12 protein-coding genes are annotated in these 20,127 nt (G+C 56.1%); 4 read left to right on the top strand and 8 right to left on the bottom strand.

Going from position 1 to position 20,127, the window contains the following annotated elements; all coding sequences use genetic code 11:
* Positions 1-912: an ABC transporter substrate-binding protein gene (locus FA92_RS04580; RefSeq protein WP_033782403.1), complete on the bottom strand. Its 912-nt coding sequence runs from the start codon at positions 910-912 to the stop codon at positions 1-3.
* Positions 913-1,218: 306 nt separating this feature from the next.
* Between FA92_RS04580 and FA92_RS04575 the strand changes: the two genes are divergently transcribed.
* Positions 1,219-2,694 (top strand): MFS transporter, encoded by a 1,476-nt coding sequence (locus FA92_RS04575; protein ID WP_033782401.1) that lies wholly within the window; start codon positions 1,219-1,221, stop codon positions 2,692-2,694.
* Between the two features lie 55 nt (positions 2,695-2,749).
* On the opposite strand, the gene idi is transcribed toward FA92_RS04575, so the two are convergent.
* From idi to bglX, 6 genes are all read right to left on the bottom strand, one after another.
* Complete coding sequence (gene idi / locus FA92_RS04570) at positions 2,750-3,292, bottom strand: isopentenyl-diphosphate Delta-isomerase (RefSeq protein ID WP_033782399.1); 543 nt, start codon at positions 3,290-3,292, stop codon at positions 2,750-2,752.
* 146 nt (positions 3,293-3,438) lie between these two features.
* Positions 3,439-5,334, bottom strand: a complete 1,896-nt coding sequence (locus FA92_RS04565) for a methyl-accepting chemotaxis protein (RefSeq protein WP_033782397.1) — start codon at positions 5,332-5,334, stop codon at positions 3,439-3,441.
* Positions 5,335-5,525: 191 nt separating this feature from the next.
* Positions 5,526-6,635: a suppressor of fused domain protein gene (locus FA92_RS04560; protein ID WP_033782395.1), complete on the bottom strand. Its 1,110-nt coding sequence runs from the start codon at positions 6,633-6,635 to the stop codon at positions 5,526-5,528.
* A 558-nt stretch (positions 6,636-7,193) separates the two neighbouring features.
* Positions 7,194-7,535 (bottom strand): DUF2778 domain-containing protein, encoded by a 342-nt coding sequence (locus FA92_RS22475; protein ID WP_343251856.1) that lies wholly within the window; start codon positions 7,533-7,535, stop codon positions 7,194-7,196.
* A gap of 550 nt (positions 7,536-8,085) precedes the next feature.
* Positions 8,086-8,958, bottom strand: coding sequence for an oxygenase MpaB family protein (locus FA92_RS04550; RefSeq protein ID WP_033782394.1), 873 nt, complete (start codon positions 8,956-8,958; stop codon positions 8,086-8,088).
* Positions 8,959-9,054: 96 nt separating this feature from the next.
* Positions 9,055-11,352 carry a beta-glucosidase BglX gene (gene bglX, locus FA92_RS04545; RefSeq protein WP_033782393.1) on the bottom strand — a complete coding sequence of 766 codons (2,298 nt, stop codon included), beginning with the start codon at positions 11,350-11,352 and terminating at the stop codon, positions 9,055-9,057.
* Positions 11,353-11,507: 155 nt separating this feature from the next.
* On the opposite strand from bglX, the gene dld reads away from it, so the two are divergent.
* The 3 genes from dld to FA92_RS04530 all read left to right on the top strand — a co-directional run bounded on the left by dld (position 11,508) and on the right by FA92_RS04530 (position 17,593).
* A complete protein-coding gene (dld, locus tag FA92_RS04540; RefSeq protein ID WP_033782392.1) occupies positions 11,508-13,211 on the top strand; it encodes a D-lactate dehydrogenase in 1,704 nt (567 codons plus the stop codon).
* 282 nt (positions 13,212-13,493) lie between these two features.
* On the top strand, positions 13,494-14,891 hold the full coding sequence (locus FA92_RS04535) for an OprD family outer membrane porin (RefSeq protein ID WP_033784533.1): 1,398 nt from the start codon (positions 13,494-13,496) through the stop codon (positions 14,889-14,891).
* A 50-nt stretch (positions 14,892-14,941) separates the two neighbouring features.
* Positions 14,942-17,593 (top strand): beta-N-acetylhexosaminidase, encoded by a 2,652-nt coding sequence (locus FA92_RS04530; RefSeq protein ID WP_033782389.1) that lies wholly within the window; start codon positions 14,942-14,944, stop codon positions 17,591-17,593.
* Between the two features lie 80 nt (positions 17,594-17,673).
* On the opposite strand, the gene FA92_RS04525 is transcribed toward FA92_RS04530, so the two are convergent.
* Positions 17,674-20,115, bottom strand: coding sequence for a DUF3772 domain-containing protein (locus FA92_RS04525; protein ID WP_033782387.1), 2,442 nt, complete (start codon positions 20,113-20,115; stop codon positions 17,674-17,676).
* Positions 20,116-20,127 lie beyond the last annotated feature (12 nt).

Genomic DNA, 20,127 nt, shown 5'->3' with positions numbered 1-20,127 from the left:
TTACAGCAGCTTTTTCTGCTGCAGCCACTCGGTCGCTACGCTGCTGGCGTCCTGGCCGTCGACCGCAATTTTGGCATTGAGCTGTTGCAGCGTTTTCTCATCAAGCGCGCTGAACACTGGCTTCAGCCAGTCGGCAATCTGCGGATAGGCTTTAAGTACTGATTCGCGGATCACCGGCGTCGGCGCGTAAATCGGCTGAACACCTTTGGGATCGCTGAGCGTCTGCAGACCCAGTGCCGCCACCGGACCGTCGGTGCCGTAGGCCATCGCCGCGTTAACGCCAGAGGTCTGCTGCGCCGCCGCGCTGATGGTCACAGCAGTATCGCCGCCCGCCAGCGACAGCAGCTGATCCTGCTTGAGGTCAAAGCCGTAGGCTTTTTCAAAGGCCGGTAAAGCATCGCTGCGTTCGATAAATTCGGCTGAGGCGGCCAGTTTGAAGGTGCCGCCCTTTTTCAGAAAGGCGCTGAGATCGGCCAGCGAGGTGAGCTGGTTTTTCTCCGCCAGGTCTTTACGCACGGCAATGGTCCAGGTGTTGTTGGCCGGAGCCGGTGTCAGCCACACCAGATGGTTTTTCTCCGCATCCAGCTTCTTCACCTTTTCGTAGCCAGCGGCGGCATTCTTCCAGGCGCTGTCTTTTTCATCATTGAAGAAAAACGCGCCGTTGCCGGTATATTCGGGGTAGATATCAAGCTCGCCCGCCGTGATGGCACCGCGTACCACCTGCGTTGTGCCGAGCTGGATTTTATTGACGGTTTTTACGCCGTGCTTTTCCAGCACCTGAAGGATTACGTTGCCCAGCAGTGATCCTTCAGTATCAATTTTGGAGCCGACCCGCACCGGATCCGCCGCCTGTGCCATCCCCATACTGAGCAGCAACGCGCTGATTCCCACCCAACCCCGAATTCTGACCATGGTCTTTTCCTTATCGCAGTTTGTTGTTTTTGCATGATGTTTTCGCGTGATGACTCGCAAGGCATGAGACGCCTTAGCGTTGAGGCTGCTCGCCTGCCGCTGAGAAGGAGACTGACAAGGCGTGCAGCGGAAATAATCTGCCTTAAAAGCGTAGCCTGGCGCGGCGGCGATGCAGCTGACTTTATCGCAAATTGATAACGATTTGGGATTAAAAAATTATTATCTATAACCGAAATGAATTTACGTCTGGGCGTCTAAACGGCTATTCTCGAAAATCTGTTTTTATAATAAAAGACGTACAACATCATGTCCGACCTGACCTCTTCCGCCCATGTGGCAACAGCAGGGAGTTCGCCCGGTGGCGAAACACAGTGGATTCGCAGCGCAGCTGACGTCTCCCGTTTAGTGAACAGCGGCGACAGCGCCCGTAACAATGCCCGTATTGTGGTGGCGATTGCACTGGGCGGCGTGTTCCTTGACGCCTACGACCTGGGCGCGCTGGCGTTTGGCATTAAAGACATCACGCGCGAGTTTAGTCTCACTCCGACCGGCACCGGCATGGTCGCCTCGGCCATCACCTTCGGCGCGATCATCGGCGCGCTGATTGGCGGCTATCTCACCGACAAAATTGGCCGTTATCGGGTCTTTATGGCCGATATGTTCTTTTTCGTGGTGGCCGCTATCGCCTGTGCGTTTGCCCCGAATGAGTCTGTGCTGGCTGGCGCGCGCTTTGTGATGGGGCTGGGCGTCGGGATCGATCTGCCGGTGGCGATGGCATTCCTGGCGGAGTTTTCTAAGCTGCGTGGCAAGGGGAATAAAGCCGCCAGCGTCGCGATGTGGTGTCCGACCTGGTACGCGGCAATCAGTATCTCCTATCTGCTGGTGCTGCTGCTTTATGCGGTGTTGCCTGAAAGCCTCACCGACTGGCTCTGGCGGCTGATCCTCGGTTTTGGGGCCGTTCCGGCGATTGTTATCATCGCCATCCGCAGCCGTTATATGAGTGAATCGCCGGTATGGGCAGCTAATCAGGGCGATCTGAACGGGGCCGCCGCGATTTTACGCAGTGCCTGGAACATCAACGCGCAGGTGGCTCCCGACGCCGGTCTGACCGCTGCCACGCCGGTGCGCAAGGCGAGCTGGCGCAACTATGGCGCGCTGCTGCAGGGCGTTTATCGCCGCCGCACGCTGCTGGCGACCATCACCTCTATCGCCTCGTCGTTTGCCTATAACGCGGTGGCGTTTGGTCTGCCGGTGATTATCTCCAGCTTCTTTGCTCAGTCGATGCTCACCACCATTCTGGTGTCGCTGGCGCTGAATCTGCTGTTCGCCTTTGTCGGCGGGATTCTGGCGGTACGACTGGTGCCGCGTCTGGGTGCGTGGAAGATGTCGGTGGCGGGTTATGGCTGTCAGTGCGTGGCGCTGCTGGGTCTGGCGCTGATTGGTCGTCCGGAAGGCGGTCAGGAAGCCGCGCTGGCGATCGGCATGCTGGCGCTGTTCCTGTTTGGTCAGGGCTTCGGGCCGGGTTCGCACACTATGACCTTTGCGTCGCTGAGCTACCCGACTTCGCTGCGCGGCGTGGGCGTCGGCTTCAACCAGACGCTGATGCGCGGCAGTTCGACTGTGTCGCTGTTTCTGTTCCCGGTGCTGGTTGCCGCGCTGGGCACTGGTGTGTTCTGGGTGATCTTCCTGGCCCCGCTGGCCGGACTGTTGGCACTGCTGGCGATCCGCTGGGAACCATCAGGCTATGATGTGGATGCAGAGGATTTTGAGCTGCCGCGTTAAACAGCGGTCAGGGCGTAAATAGAGCGCAGGAAAACCGCACCTCGGTGCGGTTTTTTTATGCCGTTACGGCCGGGAAAGGAAACTGCTCCAGATAGTCCGGGATACGCGGGAAGGTATGCAAAAACCACGGCGTGAACTGCTGTGGCTGCTGCTGCATCTGCTCCTCGATCAGCGCCATCGGACGATAATCAAAGGCGTCAGCTTCCTGCGGATTCAGCTGCGGCAGGCTGTCGCAGACGGCAAAGAAGACGTGACCATATTCATGCTCGGTCAGGCCGTTGCTCAGCTTCAGGTTATAGCTCAGCTCAAATACCGGCGTCAGCGTCACGATCATCCCCATCTCTTCACGCAGACGGCGCTCGGCGGCGTCGCGGGTCGATTCATGCGGATAAGGATGACCACAGCAGGTATTACTCCATAAGCCACCACAGTGATATTTATCGCTGGCACGCCGCTGCAGTAACAGCTCCTGCCGGGAATTGAAGACGTAGACCGTCACCGCGCGGTGCAGTAATCCTTTTTCATGCACTTCCAGCTTTTCCATTTTGCCGGTGGGACGATCGAGGTGGTCAACGAGGATAACTTCAATAGCAGACATGGCTTTTCCTTGAGATTATTCCCAACTATTCTGGCACAGAATAAGCAGTCTGGGGGGAACATCGCGGAATTTTTGCGCGTCTCAGGCGGAGATAAGCAGATGAAGCAGAGAGAAAATCAGGCCAGCAAGGCTGGCCTGAAAGAGGATTACAGTCGGAAGCTCTGAACCACCTGCTCAAGCTGGGTGCTCTGCGACTCCATCGCCTGCGCGGCAGCAGAAACCTGCTCTACCAGCACGGCGTTCTGCTGTGTGGTGCCATCCAGCTGAGTAATCGCCACGTTAACCTGTTCGATACCCAGGCTCTGCTCGCGGCTGGCGGACATGATTTCGCTCATCAGGGTCGTTACGCTGCTTACCCCCTTCATCAGCTCATCCATGGTCTGACCCGCCTGCTCAACCAGCGCGCTGCCGGTATCGATGTTTGCCACGGATTCTTCGATTAGCTTTTTAATCTCACGCGCCGAGTTAGCTGAACGCTGCGCCAGGTTACGTACTTCCGATGCAACTACCGCAAAACCACGGCCCTGTTCACCGGCCCGGGCAGCTTCTACCGCAGCGTTGAGTGCCAGGATGTTGGTCTGGAAGGCGATGCTGTCGATCACACTGATGATGTCGACCACTTTACGGGACGAGTGATGAATCTCACCCATCGTGGTGACCACCTGACGGACTACTTCGGTGCCACGCGCGGCCACCTGCGAGGCATCGCCCGCCAGCTGGTTAGCGTGAGTGGCGTTGTCGGCGTTCTGACGCACGGTGCCGGTCAGCTGCTCCATCGACGCGGCCGTTTCAACAATCGAGCTGGCCTGATCTTCGGTACGGGAGGAGAGATTGGCGTTGCCGCTGGCAATTTCGCGCGATGCAGCGGTAATCGCCAGTGCGCTGTCGCCCACCTGCTGCAACAGTCCCTGCAGATAGCTGATGAACTGGTTAAAGCTCTGCGCGACAGCGTTGAACTCCGGGCTGTTGCTGGCTGGCAGCCGCTGCGTCAGATCGGCACCACCGGTCGACAGCGCTTCGATGTTGCTGTTCAGCACGTTGAGGCGTTTCATCATGGCGCGGACAAAGCCCAGCGACACCAGCAGCAGAATGACCGCCAGTGGGATCTGCACCAGACCCAGGCGAGTCAGCATGTTGTGCGACTGCGCTTTCAGCAGGCTGGTTGGCAGGCTGCTGGCGAGATACCACGGGCTGCCAGGAATGGCCTGCACGAACAGGGTCTGCTCGCCTTCGCTGCTGTCATAGGTGGTTTCCAGCGGCTGATTGCCAACACCGTTCAGCAGCGTTTTCAGCGGTGCGGCCATCGACATCTGCACGTCAGCCAGGTTCTCCAGCTTCGGCGCGGCATTCACCAGCGCGCCATTGCCCACGACTTTGCCGTCGGCTTCGACGATCAGCACATTGCCGTGAATAGTTTCACCCATCTGCTTCGCCAGCTGGTTAAAGAACCCCAGGGTCACGTCGATAGTGGCAACACCCCAGGCTGAGCCGTTGCGGTAGATAGCCATGGCGCAGTTGGTACGCGGCTGCGGGCTGGCGGCATCCTGATAGGCTTTTGCCCAGGCGCACTGCCCTTTCGCAGCAGCCAGACCATCTTTGTACCAGGGTTGCTCCCAGTATTTATCGGCGGCGTCGGAGTTCCAGTAGGTGTTGACCTGCAGTTCATTGCTGGTATTGCGGGCAAAGAAGCTGCTGTCTTTCTCTTTGGCCGGATCGCGACGGTTTGGCAGTGGCCAGATACCGCCACCAAACACGTTGCTGTCCTGATACTGGTTCACCAGCGTTGGTAACAGGGTGTCGATAGTAGCACTGTCCATGACAGAGGCGGCTTCGGTAATCGCACGCTGCTGTGCCTGCACGCGGTTCATCTGTTCAACGATGCCGGAGGCGAGTGAATCGACCTGATAGCGGACCAGACGACTTTCGCTGTCGACCAGCTGTGGCGCGACAAACTGATTGATGACCCAAACTGTAACGAGTAAAAGCGCAACAAAGAACGCGATCATTGTTGCGGTGAAGCGGGATTGTGTTGTTTTAAACATCTTAGTTCCCCTGAACCTGGTGCGGCGCGATTGCCTGATCCGGGTTAACGGCTCACTAAACAGGAACTTGAGATGAGCGGGATCACATATTTGAGAAATGTTTGATTTTTGTAAAAATTTAATTTCAAGACGGGACTATCACGTCCCCGACTGTTGCCGGGGATCGCGTGAACAGGCGCGTTATTGCTGGCCTATTCCTCAGGATTGATCACCTGCTGGCGCGGACGGAAGACATGATCGTTGCCCTCCGCTGTTAACAATTCCCGTAACTTCTGGCCGCCATGTTCATCGGCCTGCGCGAACTGACGCTCCGCTTCGGTGACAGGCGTGGTCCAGAGTAGCGTCGGCCGATCGCCATCGCGCTTGGGCAGCTTGAACTGCGCGTGTTCGGTTGCCAGTTCATTCGCCAGCAGGAAGCTTTCAAAGCCGACCGGTGCCACTTCCGACGCCAGCGTGTGGCCCTCGCCCAGCCAGGTGAGCCGCGCCCACGGCAGATGCACGAACTCCGCCAGTGCACTCGCCATCTGCACCGCGTTGCCTTCGGTCATGATTTCACCGTCGACCGCCATGCCCAGTTCGATACGGCGATACTGCGGTGCCAGCTCATCAAACAGGTAATCGACCTGCGGCATGGGCCGGATGCTCATGCCGAGCGTCAGGAAAACCCAGACGCCCTGATGCCAGTGCTGCGAGATCGCCATCGGCGGCCAGCTGCCCTGATCGATTGCGTAATATTTCACTGACTCGCCAAAACGCGCCTGATAGCAGGCCATAAGATCCTGCTGGACCCTGTCCCACTCGCTGCCGTCGTGCCATTCGCGCCAGAACTGACGCTGATGCTCCGCACGGGCGTAGTAGTCGTTGGTCGATGCCGAGCCCAGCGGGGCCGTCAGTCGGTTCTTTTTGATGCAGCCCGCAGAGAAGCTCACCTGCTTCTCCTGATAGAGGCTCCAGCCGGGGATCACCGCCAGCAGCTGGCCGTAATACCACAGCGCCGCGCCATCATCAGAAGGCTCCCACAGGACCTGCAGACCCGCCGGGTCCAGCGCGGGCTCCGCTTCCAGATTACGGCAATACTCGGCGCTGAGCAGCGGCGCGATGCCCTGCTCCATCGCCTCACGATCTTCCTGTGCCGGTGCAGGCAGCAGGTTGCGTAGCCAGCAGCCGCGCACCGCATACTGACTGCGGAACAGGTCGGTTGGCCAGATGTAAAAATAGGCGGTGCGCTCATCCTGTTCGACAATGGCGGTCAGGGTGCGCTGCTGATTGTGGACTTCGGCAATCAGGGATTTGTACGTCATAGTGCCTCGACAAAGCCTGGAGGAATCCATTTTCCCCGAGAATAGAGCAGGATCCTGGCTGCCGCACGCTGAGACAAGGGTAATAGTCTCAAAGTGTGGGGGTTGGAGTGCAGTGAAGAGTACAGCAGGCGCAATTGGCGGGAGCAGAGGCCCATCCGGCAGCATACTCATACCATCACGGTCTGATAATGCTCTTACAGTAACGGGTGGATGCAGAAAAGGAGTGCGATGCACTGCCCCACAAAGTTAACCGGATATGGTGTTGATTGTAGCGTTCACTAAAGCCAGAAGACTGGCTTTTCTAATCGATGGTACTAATTGAGTCCTGTTTAAGGCTTTTTAAAAAAACCTTTCAGCACCCATAAAAGCGCAACAGACATAATAATAGAAATAATGATGTTGGCTGAGAGTACAAAGTCGATGATTGCCTCATCGCCATTAATATTGAAAAAACCTGCGACGGCATAAAAAAATGTTACCGGCACTATGACAGCAATAGCTTTTGAAATAGCAATCGCACAAAAAAAAACAGAAAAATAGTTAAAATTAAGCGCATCGTTAGTATACCTTTACCGTTCCATAGGCTTTGAGCTGGCTGCCTGGGATGTTAAGCGTTGGGCCAGATTTAAGGAACATGTCGCGCATGTAATTGAACTGAAGAGGATGTTGAAGTGTTATGCAGCCTTCACTCAGCCCTGATGGCCCAATAGGGTGCAGACGAAAATTACCCCGCCTGATGCCTTGTACAAATGTGTAGTCATCAATTTTTCCATTGTCACGAAATAGTCCAAACCATGTTGAGCGATCCGTACCGTATATGTCTTTCAACAACCGTTCTCTAAACGGCCCCAATCTTCCGCCTGAAGGTCGTTCTACAATAAAGTAACGGCCACGAACTATTGGGCCTATATCGGGTACGTTTGTTTTTTCTGGATTATTACGGCCTTCTTTTGACCAGAAAAAGCAGGGAATGTACCAATACCAGGGCAGCTCAGGCTGGTCATTTCACGCCGATTGAGAAGTAAATAGCAGCTATATGACATGAGAACTCCATTCCTTATGTGCGAATATAGTAGATCCACTTGATTCTAAAAATTAACTATTGCTTTTTGGTAGAACAATGTCAATTGTGACCTGCATCTGCCTTTGAGTGGCTAACAAAACGGGCGTTATATCTGATGTCCGCAGAAGGGCACAAAAACAAACCGCCAGGCGGCGGCTCGTCTGAATTTACCAACTTTTATTGGGACGCTTTGTAAAAGAGCCGCCGTGGAGAGAGGCATCAATAGCATTACGGCAGTTCCCGGTATCGTGTGGATCAGAGGCTTTTGTGCATTCCTCATAATTTAGCTTTCCTTAACAAAGCACGTATCCAGGTGCAGATATCAACCACTCCAGTTGCGTAATCCTTTATGGGCTAAAGCAATCCACCCTTTTACCCGTGAACCTCTCACCCCAGCCTCCCCATCCTCACCATTGCCCGATTCCAGGCCCCGCGCTGAATTGACCACCTCAACCCTAACGCAATCGCATTAATCTTCCGGTCAATCATCGCCTGCTCAAAACGTCCAGTCTCACGGCCGGACATCGCCTGCGCCCACGCGGGCATCAGCCCAAATCCTGATTTCAGCATGATTTTCATCACCGGTTTCGCCTGCCAGCTCGGTGCAGGGGCATTCATCAGCAATCGCGTCACCTCGGCGGTGCGTTCATCAAAGCGCAGCTCCGGACGCATCTGTTGCAGGTAATCCGCCACATCGACAACGCTTTTTGGCACCTTCTCCGCGCCCAGCGCTTCGGCAATCAGTGCCGCTTCCTGATAGTACTGATCCTGTTCCGCCCGGGTAAGCTGCGGATTTTTGTAGCGCAGATGAGCCGCCAGAAAACGGCTGGTCTCCGCCACATGCACCCAGGTGAGCAGATGCGGATCGCTGGCGGAATAAGGTTTGCCCGCGCTGTCGACGCCGCTGACTTTCAGGTGAATGCGTTTCACCCGGTCAATCAGCGTCTGTGCATCCTGCGAATTACCGTAGGTGGTGACGGCGATAAACTGACTGGTGCGCCGCAGGCGGCCCATCATATCTTCGCGGAAATTAGAGTGATCCCAGACGCCCGCCAGCGCCGCCGGATGCAGCATCTGCAACAGCAGCGCACTGATCCCGCCGCACATCATGGAGGTGAAGTCACCATGGACGCGCCAGATTACGCTGTCCGGGCCAAAAAGGCCGGGATCGCCAGGCGGTTGAGAGAGGTCAAATTCATTCATCGACAGGCCGTTAAGGCGGAAGACCTGCTGCTGAATGCGGTCACGCAGATTAATCATGGCGGCTCTGATAGTGGATATGATGCGGCGCGCGGTAACAGGACGCTCCCGACGCGCCGCATCACCTTCCCCTGAGTTCAGGGAAAAGGCTGACGGTTATTGATAGCTGAACTGCGCATTCTCAGTACGAACGGAATCGAGTCCAATCATCACGTTGAATTTGCCGGGCTCTGCAACGTGCTGCATCTGCTGGTTCCAGAACTTCAGCGCATCCACGTCAATTTTAAAGGTCACGGTTTGCGACTCACCTGCTTTCAGCATGATGCGCTTAAAGCCACGCAGCTCCTGCACCGGACGGCTGATGGACGCGACCGGGTCGTTCAGATACATCTGCACTACCGTCGCACCATCGCGCTTACCGCTGTTGGTCACTGTCACGCTGGCCTCAACGCTGCCGTCGCGCGGCATGGTCGGTGAGGACATTTTTACCGGCGACACGGTGAAGCTGGTGTAGCTCAGACCGTAACCAAACGGATAGAGCGGGCCGTTAACCGCATCATAGTAATGCGAGGTGTACTTGTTCGGCTTCGCAAAGTTGTAAGGACGACCGGTTGGCAGATGGTTGTAGTAGATCGGAATCTGACCCACTGAACGCGGGAAGGAGACCGGCAGTTTGCCCGACGGGTTGTAGTCACCGAACAGCACATCGGCGATGGCGTTACCACCTTCGGTGCCGCTGAACCAGGTTTCCAGCACCGCATCAGCCATGCGATCTTCATTCACTATCGACAGCGGACGTCCGTTCATCAGGACAATCACCAGCGGCTTACCGGTGGCTTTCAGTGCCGCTAACAGCTTCTGCTGGCTCGGCGGGATCACCAGGTCGCTGCGGCTGGAGGCTTCGTGCGCCATCCCCTGCGCTTCGCCCACGGCGGCAACCACCACATCGGCCTGCTTCGCTTTGGCAACCGCGTCATCGATCATCTGCTCAGCTGAACGCGTATCCACGGAAACCGCCTGCTCATAGAGGTTCAGGAAGTCCTGAATCCCTTTGTTGTCGCTGACGTTAGCGCCCTTCTCATAAAGCAGCGTCGCTTTGCCTTCCGTGGCATTGCGCATGCCCTGTAGCAGCGAAACGGATTGCTTCGCTACACCTGCTGCGGACCAGCTGCCCATAATGTCGCGCTGACTGTCTGCCAGCGGACCAATCAGCGCAATGGTGCCCGATTTTTTCAGCGGCAGGGTTTCCAGCCGGTTTTTCAGCAGTACGATACTTTTACGCGCCACATCGCGTGCTTCAGCGCGATGCAGACGGCTTTCCGCATTGGTGTCCTGCGGGTCGCCTTCTTTCGGACCTAAATGGCTATAGGGATCGTTAAACAGGCCCATGTCATATTTGACGTTAAGCACATGACGCGCCGCATCATCAATTTCGGCCATCGTGACATCGCCGCTCTTCACCAGGTCCGGCAGATACTTGCTGTAATATTCGTCGCTCATGCTCATATCAACGCCCGACTTCAGGGCGATGCGCACCGCTTCCTGCGGATCGCTGGCAACGCCATGCTTGATCAGCTCTTTAATGGCACCGTGATCGCTGATGGTGATGCCTTTGAATTTCCACTTATCGCGCAGCAGATTTTTCAGCAGCCAGCTGTCCGCCGTAGCGGGGACGCCATTGATCGAGTTCAGCGCCACCATCACGCCGCCGCTGCCCGCATCCAGTGAGGCTTTATACGGTGGCAGATAGTCCTGGAACATGCGCTGCGGGCTCATGTCCACGGTGTTGTAATCGCGCCCACCCTCAACGGCGCCATAGAGCGCGAAGTGTTTCACGCTGGTCATCACGCTGTAGCGATCGGCGGCACTTTTGCCCTGCATCGCCTGCACCATGCTGCGACCCATTTCGCTGGTGAGATACGTATCTTCACCGAAGCCCTCGGAGCCACGGCCCCAGCGCGGTTCACGGCTGACATCGACCATTGGCGCCCAGGTCATATTCAGACCATCGTCGGCCGCTTCATAGGCGGAAACGCGCCCTACTTCTTTAACCGCATCCAGATCCCAGCTGGCCGCCAGAGCCAGAGGGATCGGGAAAATAGTGCGCTGACCGTGAATCACGTCGAAGGCGAAAAACAGGGGGATTTTGAGGCGGCTGAGCTGCATCGCCTGATCCTGCATAGCGCGGATATCCTGACGCGTGACCGTGTTAAAAATCGCGCCAACCTGACTCTTCTGAATCATGTCGCGAATGGCTTCTTTCGGATTATCAGGTCCGACACTAATTAAACGCAGCTGACCGATCTTCTCATCCAGCGTCATTTTTTTAAGCAGCTGGTTAACGAAGGCATCACGCGCCTGTTCGGTCATCGGGTGGTTACCTGGCACTGTCTCAGCCAGTGCGGGTTGCATCGCGAGGGAAACAGCGAGACTAACAGAGTAAATCCATTTCATCAGGTTGGGTTCTCTTAAGTAACTGCGCAATATCGAATAAACAGGCGGCAGTGTGCCACAAGATGAGAATAGCAGGTAGCTGCCGCTGTCACACTGCGTTGAGGTCAGTTGACGTGCTACAGTTAGGACGCACTGATAAGACAAGGGAATTGCTCATGATACAAACCTCTGCCCTGCTTTCTGACCTGCGCCGCCTGGTCGGCCCTGCCCATCTGCTGACAGAACCTGAACAGACTGCTCGCTATCGCAAAGGCTTTCGCTCCGGCGAAGGTGAGGCGCTGGCCGTGGCGTTTCCCGGTACGCTGCTGGAGCTCTGGCGGGTATTGCAGACGCTGGTGAAGGCGGATGTCATCATCCTGATGCAGGCGGCGAATACCGGCCTGACCGAAGGTTCAACGCCGCATGGCAATGATTACGACCGTCCGCTGGTGATTGTCAGTACTCTGCGACTGGATAAGCTTCAGCTTATCGACGAAGGCCAGCAGGTGCTGGCGTTCCCCGGCAGCACACTCTATCAGCTGGAAAAAGCGCTGAAGCCGCTGGGACGTGAACCCCACTCGGTGATTGGCTCCTCATGCATTGGGGCTTCGGTGCTGGGTGGCATCTGTAATAACTCCGGCGGATCGCTGATCAAGCGCGGTCCGGCCTACAGTGAGATGGCCCTGTATGCGCAGATTGATGCACAGGGAAGACTGAAGCTGGTGAACCATCTGGGTATCGATCTGGGTACCTCGCCTGAAGAGATTCTGGGACGGCTGGATGACGATCGCTGGCAGCCCAAAGATGTGCAGCACGATGGCCGTCACGCCTCCGATCATGAATATGCCGACCGGGTCCGTGAAGTCGATGCGGATACGCCCGCCCGTTATAACGCCGATGCGCGTCGCCTGTTTGAAGCGTCCGGCTGTGCCGGGAAACTGGCGGTCTTCGCGGTGCGACTCGATACGTTCCCCAGTGAACCGCAGCAGCAGGTGTTTTACATCGGCACCAACGAACCCGGCGTGCTTAACGATATCCGCCGTCACATCCTGGCACATTTCACCCATCTGCCGGTGGCGGGCGAATATATGCACCGCGACATTTATGACATTGCGGAAGTTTACGGCAAAGACACCTTCCTGATGATCGACAAGCTGGGCACCGACAAGATGCCGCTGTTTTTCACGCTGAAGGGTCGGGTTGATGCCTGGCTGAGCAAGCTCTCCTTCGTTAAACCGCACTTCAGCGACCGGCTGTTGCAGCGCCTGAGCAAACTGTTCCCGGCGCATCTGCCCAAACGCATGAAGCAGTATCGCGACAAATATGAACATCATCTGATGCTGAAGATGTCGGGCGACGGCGTGGCAGAAGCGCGTAACTATCTGCGCGACTACTTCCGTGAAGGCGGTGGCGAGTTCTTCGAGTGTGAAGGCAAAGAAGGTGCGCACGCGTTTCTGCATCGCTTTGCGGCAGCGGGCGCGGCGGTGCGCTACCACGCAGTCCATGCAGATGAGGTCGAAGATATTCTGGCGCTGGACATCGCCCTGCGTCGCAACGATGCGGACTGGTTCGAAACCCTGCCTGATGCAATCCGTGCATCATTAAGCCATCGCCTCTACTATGGTCACTTCTTCTGTCATGTCTTCCATCAGGATTACATCGTCAGAAAAGGGGTGGATGTGCATGCACTTAAAGCACAGATGCTGGAGATCCTGCAGGCGCGCGGGGCGGAATATCCCGCGGAGCATAATGTCGGCCATCTTTATCAGGCGAAACCGCAGCTGGCGGCGTTCTATCGCCAGCTCGATCCGACCAATAGTTTCAATCCTGGCATTGGCAAAACCAGCAAGCAAAAAGGCTGGGCGGTGAAGCAGGTTTAATCGCGTTATTGGTCAGCCTGCCGGTCAGAGCAGGCTGATCGTCACACTTCTTTTTGACCCGCTCACTCCCCTTTACGGCCCATATTTATTACTAACAACTTCATCAAAAAATTAATTCCTCTTCCCAGATTGCACCTTCTTTATTTTCTCTCATTGGGTTCTGCGCAACATCTCACAAATCATCATCCTGCTAATTGATAATTCGCGTCGCGAAAAATAGATTATCGCCATTAAAACTAAAAGTTGTGTAATTACCTTTATTTCATTCAGGGAGGGATGACCATGCGTAAAAATAATTATGCGTTAGCGTTAACAGAAATAGCCACTGTGATAATAGCCCTGTCAGCAATAAATTTATCTCCCGCTTATGCGGCCGGTTTTATTGATGACTCATCGTTAAAAGGCAATGTATTTTACTGGCAGCGTCAGCGGGATCGCAGAGACACCGATCCCACCAGTGACTATCAGGGGCAGTATCGGGCTAATTTACATCACGCCTCACTCAACAGTAATCTCGACTTCCAGTCAGGCTACGCCGGAGAGTGGATGGGTCTGGACCTCGCGGTTTTTGGCGCTGCCGAACTCGCCAACAGCGGCCCCGCCGCTCCCAACGAAATTGGCTTCAGTAAGGCACGTACCCGCTGGGATGAAAAATGGAATGGCGACAGCGGCGGCGCATCAGTTTATAAAGCCGCATTGAAGTTTAAATATAACGATTACTGGTTACGCGCCGGATATATTCAGCCCACCGGCCAGACCATCCTTGCGCCGCACTGGAGTTTCTTACCCGGCACCTATCGCGGCATCGAAGTGGGTGCGCTATATGATTTCCAGGAAGCCGGAGCATTATCACTCTCATGGATGTGGAGCGATAAATATAAGGCACCCTGGTATCGTAATTTATATGATTTCCGACAGGCTGATGGCAAAACGCATATCAGCTATCTGCACTCATTCGGCATGAAATATGACTTCAAAAATAAACTGGTGCTGGAAGGTGCATTTGGCCAGGCGGCGGATTATATGGATCAGTATTTTGCCAAAGCCTCCTGGTCGGCCACGCCTTACGGCAATGCACTCTCCACCAGCTATCAGTTTTACGGCGCGCACGACAACGTGCAGGGCGGTGCCGCTAATCCCCGCGATGTCTATGATGGCCTCGCCTGGCTACAGGCAATCACGATCGGTTACAACGTTGGCCCGGTGGATCTGCGCCTCGAAGGCAGCTGGGTCAAAGCAGAGGGCAATCAGGGCTTCTTCCTGCAGCGCATGACGCCCGGCTATGCCAGCTCCAATGGCCGACTGGATATCTGGTGGGATGCCCGTTCCGACTGGAACGCCAATGGTGAAAAAGCGATCTTTGCCGGTGCGATGCTCGACCTAACACCGTGGCAGCTGGCGGGATGGAAAGTGGGTGCATCGTACGTCTGGGGCTGGGATGCCAGACCCGCCAACCTGCCTACGGTTGACCAGAGCCAGCGGCTGAAAGAGTCCGCCTGGAACCTCGATCTGATCTATCAAATCCAGCAGGGCCGCGCCAAAGATACCCTGTTTAAACTGCACTACACCCGCTACGACAATCACAGCGATCTGCCCAGTTACAGCGGCGGTTACGGCAACATTTTCCAGGACGAGAAGGACATCAAATTTATGGTTATCGTGCCGTTTACGCTGTTCTGATGCCCTGCGGACTTACGGATATCTCTTCACCAGCAAGGATAAAAATCAACATGTTAAAATTAAGTCTTATCGCGCTCACTCTGTTGGGCGTTGCAGTCACAGGCCACGCCAGCCCGTCAGAGCAGCAGGTGGTGAATCAAATCAGCCAGTTTGGCATTACTTATGAAGTGAATGACAACAAGGCCGCTCTGAATGGCACCGACTGCGCCGCGCTGGGAGCCGACTATGCCGCCTGCAATCGCGCCACTATTACCCTGACCAATAATGGCCCGGCACTGACCGACAAACACTGGGCCATCTACATGAGCAACGTTCACCAGACGCTGCGGGTCGAAAACGATCAGTTTAAAATGACGCATCTGGTAGGCGACTTAACCCGGCTGGAGCCGACGGAGAAGTTTACCGGCATTGGTGCAGGTGAGTCGGTGCAGATTCCCATCGTTAACGAATACTGGCAACTGTTTGTCACTGATGTGATGCCGCGCTGGTATGTTACGTCGGGGCAGGCAGCGCCCAAAATTATTGCCAGCACCGACCATGAAGACCCCAGCCAGTTTGTATCACCGCTGGGTGACCACTGGCGACGCAGTGCCGATGACCACAATGTCCTGATGCAGCCCGCCAGCCGGTTTGATAAAAACAGCGAGGTTGCTGCCCTGCCCGTCTCTGCGCTGCGCGGTCAAATCACCCCCACGCCGCTTGAGGTGAAGCTCCGCCCGCAGGATGCCGATCTCAGCCGCGGCGTCAGGCTGATGCTTACCGGGCTGACACCTGAAACCGGTGAGGCGGTAAAACAGCGCCTCACCCTGCTCGGCCTGAAAGAAGCACCCGATGGATTCGCCATCACGACACAGATCAAGCCAGGCCACTTCAGCGGCAAAACGGCACAATCGGGCGCATACAATCTGGATATCACGCCCCGCCGCGCCATTGTGATGGCCTACGATGCTGCCGGGGCTTTCTACGGTCTGATGTCGATTCTGTCACTGGTCCCTGGCGAGGGTGCGGCGCGTATCGCCGCGCTGGAAACCCATGATGCGCCGCGCTTTGCTTATCGCGGCGCGTTTCTTGACGTTGCCCGTAACTTTCACAGTAAGCAGGCGGTGATGCGGCTGCTTGATCAAATGGCGGCGTGGAAGATGAACCGCTTTCACTTTCACCTGAGTGACGATGAGGGCTGGCGGCTTGAAATTCCTGGCTTACCCGAACTGACTGACGTGGGCGCTAAGCGCTGTCATGACCTGACTGAACAGCGTTGTCTGCTGCCGCAGCTCGGTTCCGGTCCGTTCAGCGATAACAATGGTAGCGGCTTTTTCAGTCGTGCTGATTACATCGATATTGTGAAATATGCGCAGGCGCGCCACATTCAGGTGATCCCGGAAATCGATATGCCCGCCCATGCCCGTGCGGCGGTTATCGCCATGGAAGCACGCTATCAGCGGCTGATGAAGGAGGGAGAGTCTGAACAGGCCAGCGCGTATCGCCTGATTGATCCCACTGACGACTCCAATACTACCTCGGTGCAGCTCTATGACCGCACCAGCTATCTTAATCCCTGCATTGACGGCTCACAGCGCTTTGTTGACAAGGTGATCGGTGAAGTTCAGGCGATGCATCAGGAGGCGGGACAGCCGCTCGATGTCTGGCATTTTGGCGGCGACGAGGCGAAAAACATCCGGCTGGGTGCAGGTTACTCTGACAAAAATAATCCCAAACCTGGCACTGGCCTGCGCGACTGGCGCCGTGAAGATCTGCCGTGGGCAAAATCGCAGGTCTGCCAGGCACTGGTGAAGAGCGGCAAAGTGGAAGATCTGGCACGCCTGCCGAGCTATTTTGCCCTGACCGTCAGTGAGATTGTTAACCGGCACGGCATTGGCAAAATGCAGGCGTGGCAGGATGGTTTAAAAGATGCCAGAAATGCCGCAGCCTTCGCCACCCCGCGGGTTGCGGTCAACTTCTGGGACACGCTCTACTGGGGCGGTTTTGACAGTGCAGCTGACTGGTCACAGAAAGGTTACGACGTGGTGATCTCCAGTCCCGACTACCTCTACCTGGACTTCCCGTATGAGGTGAACCCGCTGGAGCGCGGCTACTACTGGGGCACGCGTTTCAACGACGAGCGTAAAATTTTTGGTTTCGCACCGGACAACCTGCCGCAGAATGCGGAAACCTCGTTGGATCGCGACGGCAACGTTTTCAGCGCTAAATCAGAGAAGCCGTGGCGCGGTGCTTATGGCATGTCGGCCCAGCTGTGGAGCGAAACCGTGCGAACAGATGCCCAGATGGAGTACATGATCTATCCGCGCCTGTTTGCGGTCGCGGAACGAAGCTGGCACCGCGCCAGCTGGGAGCGGGATTACCAGCCAGGTCAGGAATACACGGGAGGCAAAACCCATCTCGTCGATCAGCAGGCACGCCTGCATGACTGGCAGCGATTTGCCAACCTGCTGGGACAGCGGGAACTGGCGAAGCTGGATAAGGCGGGTATCGATTATCGCCTGCCGGTGCCGGGAGCAAAAATCGTTGATGGCATCCTGTCGATGAACGTGGCCTTGCCTGGGGTAACGCTGGAGTACAGTCTGAACAAGGGGGTTAACTGGCAGCGCTATGATGCCAACAGACCGCCGCAGGTCAGCGGTGCCGTGGCAATCCGCTCAGTGAGCCGCGACGGGCAGCGCACCAGCCGCGTGGAAACTTTGTAGTAAGCGAGAGTGAGAAAACAGGCCGGGAAACCAGCGTTTTGAACATAAAAAAGGCCGACAGAAGTCGGCCCCTTTAACACCTAAACCCGCTTCTCTTCGGGTACCGGCTCCACACCCGGCATCTGACGGCGCTCGATAATCATGGTTTGCGGTGTGGAGAGCAGAATGCCCTCTTTACGCAGACGCGTCAGAATATCGAACAGCAGGTCGCTCTTCGCCCCTGAGATCTGGCGCTGACCCGCTACGTTACCCGTGACGCTCAGAATAATGCCCTGCTGAGTCAGATCTTTAAACGAAACAGACGGCTCCGGCGTTTCCAGAATACGTTCGTTCTCGTTGTAAACTTCCAGCAGAATATCGCGCACCTTCACCGGATCGATATCCAGCGGGAAAGTCAGCGTAATCGTGACCACCCCCTGCGCATTGCCCATGGTCGCATTGCGCACGTTCTGCGAGATAAACTGCGAGTTCGGCACAATCACCGTGGACTTGTCGCCCAGCTGAATCTCGGTGGCGCGCACGTTAATGCGGCGGATGTCCCCTTCAATGCCGCTGATGCTCACCAGATCGCCGACTTTCACCGGACGCTCGGTTAACAGAATCAGCCCCGAGATAAAGTTCTTCACGATCTCCTGTAAGCCAAAACCGATACCAACCGACAGCGCACTGACAATCCACGCCAGTTTGTTCCATTGCAGACCCATGATCGACAGGGTCAGCAGGATAATCAGCACGTAACCGATGTTGCTGAACAGCGTCACCAGCGACACGCGCATCCCCGCATCCATGGTGGTTTTTGGCAGGAAATCGGTGTCGAGCCAGCGGCGCACCGAGCGCAGCACATAGATTCCGACAATCAGGCAGATTATCGCATTCACCATGTGTGCCGGTACGATGTTCAGGGATTCAAGGCCTTTACCGCCCCAGAATTCAATCGCTTTCTGCAGCAGCTCAAGCGGCGTAGAGGAGGCAAAGGTGCCGTTGACCAGCGCCAGTGCCACAACCAGCACCAGGAAGGTTTTACCGATGGCCGTCAGCAGCGTGGCCGTCTGCTGCAGGTGACGCTCATTAATGTTAAGTGAACTTTGGATGCGGCGACCGGTCGGGTTACTGGTCGAAAACAGGCTCTCACAGCCATCTTTCAGCAGGTGACTGAGGAAGTAGAACGAGCCAAACAGCAAGCCGCACCAGATCAACTCATAACTCAGGAAGCGCGCCAGCGTAACGTAGCCAATCAGCAGCGAGACCAGGATCGCAATTGCGGTCAGCGTCAGGCCCATCTGAATCAGACCGACCAGCGTTGAGCGCGCTTCAGGCGGGGTGCCTGCCAGCGTCATGCGACGACGCACACGGTTGGTGCGCATGCTGATCGCCAGCGCAGTACAGCCAATCAGCAGAGCTGTCAGCCCGTTGGCAAAAATGGTGGTATTCAGGCTGGTGCCGACGCTGTAATTGAACGCCTCGACCGTCTGGAAGATAAAGACCAGCACCGCAGTAATCGGTGGAAACGGTTTTAACGCCATCGCCACTTCATTAGAGATGGTTGGTAATCGCCAACTGGGCCGACGGGTAGAAAGGAACGCGCGTCCCAGTCCGGCAATCAGGCCACAAAAGACGCTGAGCCGAACCAGTTGATCCACAAAGTCCTGAACGTTTTCAGAGACCTCATCACGGCGGGTGAAAGCCAGGGAGATAAAGTTAAAGGTGAGGACAACCGCCACCAGCGTGGTGAGCGCTATCGCTGCCGCCAGGAAACTGCGACGCAGCTTCCCTTCCGGCAGTTTATTAATGCTGACCCAGGCCAGAAACTCTTCACTGTAACGACGGCCCACCGTCATCACCAGCAGCGCCGCCAGCAGCCAGAAGACACTGCCCACGCGCCAGCCCGGCTCCCAGGAGAGCGCAGCGGTGTCCTGCAACTCCTGCAGAAACTCACCAATTTTCTCGCCATCCAGATCCTGTGTGCTGAGCAACGGTGACCAGAAGCGCGCCCCGAGGATGCTGCCGGAGTTCAGCGCCAGCTGGCTTTTCAGCTGATCGCGACGCAGGTTAACAATCTGCGAGGAGAGCATCAGTGCGCCATTTTTAATGCCTTCAGCCTGCTTAATCTGGTCGTCGAGTTTGCTTTTCTGACTCTCCAGCGTGTTACGCTTGCGCGTCACTTCCGGCGTCTCTTTGACGCCGCTGTCCGCTTTCGGGGCCGGACCCAGCACCTGCAGCTGGGCTTCCAGTTGCTGGCGATCGGGAACCAGCGCCTGACCCAGCGTATCGGCATTACCGGAGAGCTCCAGCGCCATTTCATTCAGCTGCGTCAGCTTGTTTTCGCCAGCATCGACAGAAACCTGACTTTTAATTTTGTCGAGGATCTTCTGCATTTTCGGCAGTTCAACCGCGGCATTCAGCTTCGGCGGAGCATCCTGTTCCTGAGCAGCACCGGCCGTATCATCCGCGGCCAGCGCCAGCGCCGGGGCAAACCCTGCCAGCGCCAGCATTAACAATGCAAAAAGGGATCGTATAAACATATGTGTAAGATT

The sequence above is a fragment of the Pantoea sp. 9140 genome (assembly GCF_000745295.1).
Taxonomy (GTDB): Bacteria; Pseudomonadota; Gammaproteobacteria; order Enterobacterales; family Enterobacteriaceae; genus Pantoea; species Pantoea vagans.
This window is presented reverse-complemented; position numbering and strand designations above follow the sequence as displayed.

Excerpts from the sequence above, each read along its gene's own strand:
- FA92_RS04535 (WP_033784533.1), top strand. The coding sequence starts at position 13,494 with ATGCGTAAAAATAATTATGCGTTAGCGTTAACAGAAATAGCCACTGTG.
- FA92_RS04525 (WP_033782387.1), bottom strand. The coding sequence starts at position 20,115 with ATGTTTATACGATCCCTTTTTGCATTGTTAATGCTGGCGCTGGCAGGG.
- FA92_RS04575 (WP_033782401.1), top strand. The coding sequence starts at position 1,219 with ATGTCCGACCTGACCTCTTCCGCCCATGTGGCAACAGCAGGGAGTTCG.
- FA92_RS04560 (WP_033782395.1), bottom strand. The coding sequence starts at position 6,635 with ATGACGTACAAATCCCTGATTGCCGAAGTCCACAATCAGCAGCGCACC.
- FA92_RS04580 (WP_033782403.1), bottom strand. The coding sequence starts at position 912 with ATGGTCAGAATTCGGGGTTGGGTGGGAATCAGCGCGTTGCTGCTCAGT.
- FA92_RS04565 (WP_033782397.1), bottom strand. The coding sequence starts at position 5,334 with ATGTTTAAAACAACACAATCCCGCTTCACCGCAACAATGATCGCGTTC.
- idi (WP_033782399.1), bottom strand. The coding sequence starts at position 3,292 with ATGTCTGCTATTGAAGTTATCCTCGTTGACCACCTCGATCGTCCCACC.
- FA92_RS04530 (WP_033782389.1), top strand. The coding sequence starts at position 14,942 with ATGTTAAAATTAAGTCTTATCGCGCTCACTCTGTTGGGCGTTGCAGTC.
- bglX (WP_033782393.1), bottom strand. The coding sequence starts at position 11,352 with ATGAAATGGATTTACTCTGTTAGTCTCGCTGTTTCCCTCGCGATGCAA.
- FA92_RS04550 (WP_033782394.1), bottom strand. The coding sequence starts at position 8,958 with ATGATTAATCTGCGTGACCGCATTCAGCAGCAGGTCTTCCGCCTTAAC.
- dld (WP_033782392.1), top strand. The coding sequence starts at position 11,508 with ATGATACAAACCTCTGCCCTGCTTTCTGACCTGCGCCGCCTGGTCGGC.